The organism is Microcoleus sp. AR_TQ3_B6, from assembly GCF_036702785.1.
GTDB lineage: Bacteria > Cyanobacteriota > Cyanobacteriia > Cyanobacteriales > Microcoleaceae > Microcoleus.
On record NZ_JAUBVJ010000078.1, the window covers coordinates 32,691 to 38,122 of the forward strand.

5 protein-coding genes are annotated in these 5,432 nt (G+C 45.6%); 3 read left to right on the top strand and 2 right to left on the bottom strand.

What is annotated here, in order from left to right:
• Positions 1–179: 179 nt before the first annotated feature.
• Positions 180–1,988, top strand: a complete 1,809-nt coding sequence (locus tag QUB56_RS28090) for a PAS domain-containing sensor histidine kinase (protein ID WP_332959586.1) — start codon at positions 180–182, stop codon at positions 1,986–1,988.
• 317 nt (positions 1,989–2,305) lie between these two features.
• Positions 2,306–2,794: a hypothetical protein gene (locus QUB56_RS28095; protein WP_332959587.1), complete on the top strand. Its 489-nt coding sequence runs from the start codon at positions 2,306–2,308 to the stop codon at positions 2,792–2,794.
• A gap of 155 nt (positions 2,795–2,949) precedes the next feature.
• Here the strand turns inward: QUB56_RS28095 and QUB56_RS28100 are convergent, their stop codons facing one another.
• Positions 2,950–3,441: a WbuC family cupin fold metalloprotein gene (locus QUB56_RS28100; RefSeq protein ID WP_332959588.1), complete on the bottom strand. Its 492-nt coding sequence runs from the start codon at positions 3,439–3,441 to the stop codon at positions 2,950–2,952.
• A 76-nt stretch (positions 3,442–3,517) separates the two neighbouring features.
• Here QUB56_RS28100 and QUB56_RS28105 point away from each other — a divergent pair, with 76 nt between their 5' ends.
• Positions 3,518–4,741: a tetratricopeptide repeat protein gene (locus tag QUB56_RS28105; RefSeq protein ID WP_332959589.1), complete on the top strand. Its 1,224-nt coding sequence runs from the start codon at positions 3,518–3,520 to the stop codon at positions 4,739–4,741.
• Between the two features lie 25 nt (positions 4,742–4,766).
• Here QUB56_RS28105 and QUB56_RS28110 read toward each other — a convergent pair whose 3' ends face one another.
• Entirely contained in the window at positions 4,767–4,922 is a 156-nt protein-coding gene (locus tag QUB56_RS28110; protein WP_332959590.1) for a hypothetical protein, read from the bottom strand.
• Positions 4,923–5,432 lie beyond the last annotated feature (510 nt).

Consider the following 5,432-nt stretch of genomic DNA (forward strand, 5'->3'; position numbering starts at 1 on the left):
ACAGGGCTGGGTTTGGGACTGTACCTGTCAGGAGCAACTTATCAAAGCTCACGGTGGCTTCATCGGCGTCGAAAGCACTCCCGGAGGTGGCTCAAATTTCTGGTTTTCGCTACCTGCTGTCAACTCGGGCGATCGATCTTCCTCAATTCTTTAATCTCAAATCTAAAATCTAAAATGGTATGAGCTATTTGGGCAATGCAAAATCAGTTCAGGCCTTAACAGTTTACGAGGTGTGGCGCGATCGCTTCCTCCGAGACAGGCTGCGCCCTGCTGTGGGAATTGCCATCTTTTTTGCCTTCACCATAACTGTCTATTTTCTGGGCGAAAGATTCTTGGCTCACCAGGAGTTTAAAAGTGTTTATTTGTACACGAGCGCTGCTGTAGAATTGGGTTTGCTGACCTGTTTTGTCTTGCAAAAAACCTCCTTCGGAAAGCGCTATCCCGGTTTGCTATTTTTGGGTTTTTCGTGGTCGCTGACTGTCGTTGTACAGTTTGGGCTAGCTGCCGCACAAGCCGGGGAATTACCAATTTTTACCTGGAGTTTAGCGTTTCTGATCCAAGCTACGCTGATGCCCGTCCGCTGGCGCCTCCACCTGATTTCTCAACTCGGCGTTTTGTGTTGCCACGTCGGGATAAATTTGGCTTTAAATCTAAGTTTTGCTAAGTATACTCCTTTTAAGTTGACCGGGTTGTACTTATATTTGTTTTGGTTTTGTTTGATATGTGACTTGTCCGTTTATTGGTACGAATGTCTGCAACGGAAAGAGTTTAGTACCAGGCGCGAGTTGGAATCTGCTTACCAGCAGTTGGAGGTGGCGGAGGCGAAGTACCGCAGCATTTTCGAGAATGCCGGCGAGGGAATTTTTCAAAGCACTCCTGATGGCCGCTACATTACTGCAAATCCAGCTTTGGCGCGGATTTACGGCTGCGATTCCCCGGAAGAAGTGACGGCAAAGTTTACTGATATCGAGCGGCAGTTGTACGTCGATCCGGTTCGCAGAAATGAGTTTTTGCGATCGATCGAGGAAAGTGGCACAGTATCGGATTTTGAATCTAAAATTTACCGCTCAGACGGCAGTATTGTCTGGATTTCCGAGAAAGCGCGGGCGGTACGGGATCGCAGCGGCTCCGTGCTTTATTATGAGGGTTTAATTGAGGATATCACGCAGCGCAAACAGGCACAAGAATCGCTGCGGCTGTTTATCCACGCTCTTTCTCACGACTTGCGAAACCCGGTGGTGGGAATGTTAATGGTGCTGAAAAATTGGCAGAGGAAAACTGGGGATTCGATCGCAATTCCCCGTTCTGTTTTGGAGCGGATGATTCAAGGTAGCGAGCAGCAGTTGCGGTTGATAAATTCGCTTTTGGAAGTTCACGCCGGGGAATTGCGCGGTTTGGTTTTGCACTGCGATCGGGTTGACTTGAGAGCCGTAGTTGAAGCGGCTGCGACCGATTTAGAGCCTTTAATGAATGAGGCTAAAGCTACTTTTAAAAATTTGATACCGGATGATTTGCCCGCCGTGAATGCCGATCATACTCAGTTAAGGCGCGTGTTTTCTAATTTAATTGCTAATGCTTTAAAGCACAATCTGCCCGGACTCAATTTAACCGTTTCCGCTCAAGTAATCAAGGCGGGGAAATTAATTATAAATCAAAAAGAAGGAAAACAAGACATCGACAAATTACCGATTGCCCATCCACAATCCCCAATTGCCAATCCCCAATTATCAATCCCTAATTCCTCAAGTAGCATGATTTACTGTACCGTTGAAGATGACGGGGCGGGAATATTGCCCGAACAGTGCGAACATCTTTTTGACCTTTACGTTAGGGGTAATCAATCCCGACACTCCGTCGGTTTAGGTTTGGGTCTATATCTTTGTCGGCAAATTATTGGCGCTCACGGCGGGGAAATTGGAGTAATTAGCAGTCCCGGTGCTGGGGCAAGTTTTTGGTTTACTTTGCCGGTGGCTGAGAATTCCCGGTGATTTTTTTGTATGTTTAATTACATTTTATTTAGCAACCTCGCCCGATATATAGAAAGTTCTTAATTGCACAAACTCTTGCGAAATATTGCTTCTTCCGACGGACATCGGACTTCTGCTATACTTTGGTTGTACAGTCGTCGGTGGCTTTTTGAGCGGCCGGTGTCAAATTAGTCGCTCAGACTATTGATATTAATTTAAAACCGTGCTAGAGTGACCGAAATGTTTCTCAATGAAAAAAAAATCCGAGCTTCAGATTTTCTTGAGAAAAATCGTTGAATCTAGAAAATCTCTAAAACTAGATAAAAAATCTGCAATTTATGTTTGTCGAGAAAAGCTCAGAAAATACAGCTAAAGACGATGCAGCTAAGTACGACTCAGCTAAATATAACGAGCGGTCGTTCTCAACCTTAATTCGGACTCTCCGTCTTTCCCAAGGTTACTTTTCTTTCGTTTTAGTCAACTGCAACTCGCTGGCTTTGCGGCAGGAAATAGTCGAGCGGCTGCAAGCAACTTGTGCCGTCAAACCGCGGCCACTGTTTTTGCCCGAATCGGCGACAACTCTCTACAGGACAATCGCTGCTGAAGTAGACGGGGAACAGCCTCCAGCTTTAATGATCCTAGGTTTGGAATCAGTGCAGGCGATCGATCGATTGCTCGTTTCTACCAACCTACTATGCAGCGAATTCAGCAAAAAATTTTCCTTTCCCGTCGTCTTTTGGGTGACGGATGAACTTCTGAGAAAAATTATTCGCACGGCCCCGGATTTATACAATCGGATGACGACAATTAGATTCATCAGTCGTTAGTAATCAATCGATCGATTTTAGATTTTAGATTTTAGATTTTAGATTGTAGATTGTAGATTTTTAACAGTCAACAGTCAACCGATTTTAGATTTTAGATTGTAGATTGTAGATTTTTAACAGTCAACAGTCAACAGTCAACAGTCAACAGTCATCTGTCAACTGTTAAATTCCGCTTCCCAAATCAGGACTAATTCTCGCGCCGCCACAGTTTCCTCCGCAGGAAAACCTGCCAAAAAGTCTTTATCCGCCGCCACCTCATAAGGCCCTTCCTTGAACTCCAAAATCACAGTATCCGGTGCCAAAGCTACTAACGTGTGAATAGTGCCCTCTGGAAGTTCAACAGCGCGAGTCGGGCCCGCAGCGCTGACTCGCAACGAACGAAGAATTTGACCGTTTTCGTTTAAAATAACAATACCGACTTCTCCTTGAAGCACTACGAAAAACTCAAAACCGTTAACGGCAGGCGGGCGCAGGTGTTGGTGAGGGCGGACGTAAGTTCCCGGTTGCAGCACGTTGACAAACCGCTGCACTTTCTCAGACAAATCATGGAAATTGTAGTTTTGTCGCTGGCGGGGACTGCGGCGGGAGGAAGCGGCAACTTCGTCTAGCAATTCTTGCGTCAGCAATTTGATCGGAGGGGACTGCACAACAGATATCCTGTATTTAATAGTTTTTGAACAAATGGGCTAGTCTGGGATCATCCTTACCAGCATCTCTTGACACATGGAAATCGCAACTCAGGTGCGTATCACTAAGGCAATGCGTTTGTCAAGTATTTTTAGAACAAGTATTAGCCCGATCGCCCTTTCGACTATTCTAGTCTGCGCCAGTACCGTTTCTGCGTCTGAACCGACGGCGGCACAGTTGGTTCAGCAGCAATTGCCACAGCAGCAACTTAAAGAAGAGATTCGCGATCGAGTTCAAGAAGAAGTTGACATTGCTTTCGGGCGCACGGCGGTACTGCTGAACGGGCTCGTAATTGCCTTAACTTTGTTTCCGACAGCAGCCGGAGTCGGGGTTTGGTTTCTGTTGAGCAAATTGTCCAAGCAGACAACAATTGCTCGCCAAGAAATTGAAAGTCTCCATTACGATACAATCTCTCAATTAAAACTCTTAATTTCGGACGCTGAAAGTATCTTAGGCGAAATTCAACACCAAAATCACCCGGCGGATGCAGAAACAGACTTGTTATTGCCCGATGCCCAAATTCAAGAATTTGCTCCGGTTAACTATGGCAATTACCAACAGCTATTGACGGCAGGCGACTATGCTAAACAGGGAGATTCTTGTTTCTTTGAAAACCGTTATGAAGATGCGATCGCAGCTTACGATCGGGCCCTGCAAATTCAGCCGGATTTAGCCGATACCTGGAATAACCGAGGAGTAGTGCTCACCAGAATGCAGCGGTATCCAGAGGCGATCGCTTCTTACGAAAAAGCTACTACAATTCGCCCGAATTATCCCGACGCTTGGAACAATCGAGGCGTGGTATTGTTAGAGTTGCAGAAGTACCAGGAGGCGATCGGCTGTTACGAACAAGCAATTCAAGCCAAACCCGATTACGCCGACGCTTGGAACAACCGAGGCGTTGCTTTTTCCAAAATGCAGGAGTACGAACAAGCCGTAATTTCTTACAATCAAGCCCTACAAATTAAAAATGATTATACTGACGCTTGGAACAATCGAGGCGTTGCACTCTCAAAATTGCAAAAATACGAAGCTGCCATTGATTCCTACGACAATGCTGCTAAAATCCGACCAGACTTTTACAGAATTTGGTACAATAAAGCCCGATGTTATGCGCTACAAGGTCAAATAGACTTAGCCCTTGAAAATTTGAAACGCGCCCTCAATCTCAATCCCAATTTGTGTAAAGAATTGGCAAAAACAGAAGCAGACTTGGAAAAAATTCGCGAACACGACGCATTCAAGCAGTTGATTAATTGATCCGAACTATGGAGGGTGTGCACTGCTAGCCCTGTCTGGCGTGACAGCCTCCCAAGCTGAACCGAAGTAGTAGAAAGATGACGATGCCGCGAATCCACAATTCCCCGGTAGTTTCTTCTGCTTGGGGAAGCGCGGCTGCTTCAGGAAAGACTTCAAATTCCCTCGCCCAGCCTGACTCCAAAAGAAAATTAGCTAAGACAGGGCTAACTAAAGCAGTCCTCAATCATCTGCGAACGCCTTTCTTTCTCTCTCCCTTCTCTGCGTCCTCTGCGGTTCGTTAAAAAAAGTCGCGATCGCAAATCAAATAACATAGCTATAGCTATAATTGCCCGTCATTCATGGGTAGCTGCGTGTAGTTAAATGATTGTGCCAGTTCCTTCTGCTGTTATAGCTACTTTAACCGAAAGTTGGAATGCCACGAGGTATGTGCCACCTTTTACGCCGCGGCAAAAGTAACAATTAAATTGACAATCTCAGCTTATAGAAGAGAGGAAATTAACTAAGTAGACATCTATCAACGCCCGCAGGAATTAGGGAATTTAGGTGTTACACACCAACTCGCGATCGCATCGCTGTCCTTTCGACCCTCGATCCATTTTAGATTTTATATTTTTAACAGTCAACAGTCAACAGTCAACAGTCAACAGTCAACAGTCAACAGTCAACAGTCAACAGTCAACAGTCAACAGTC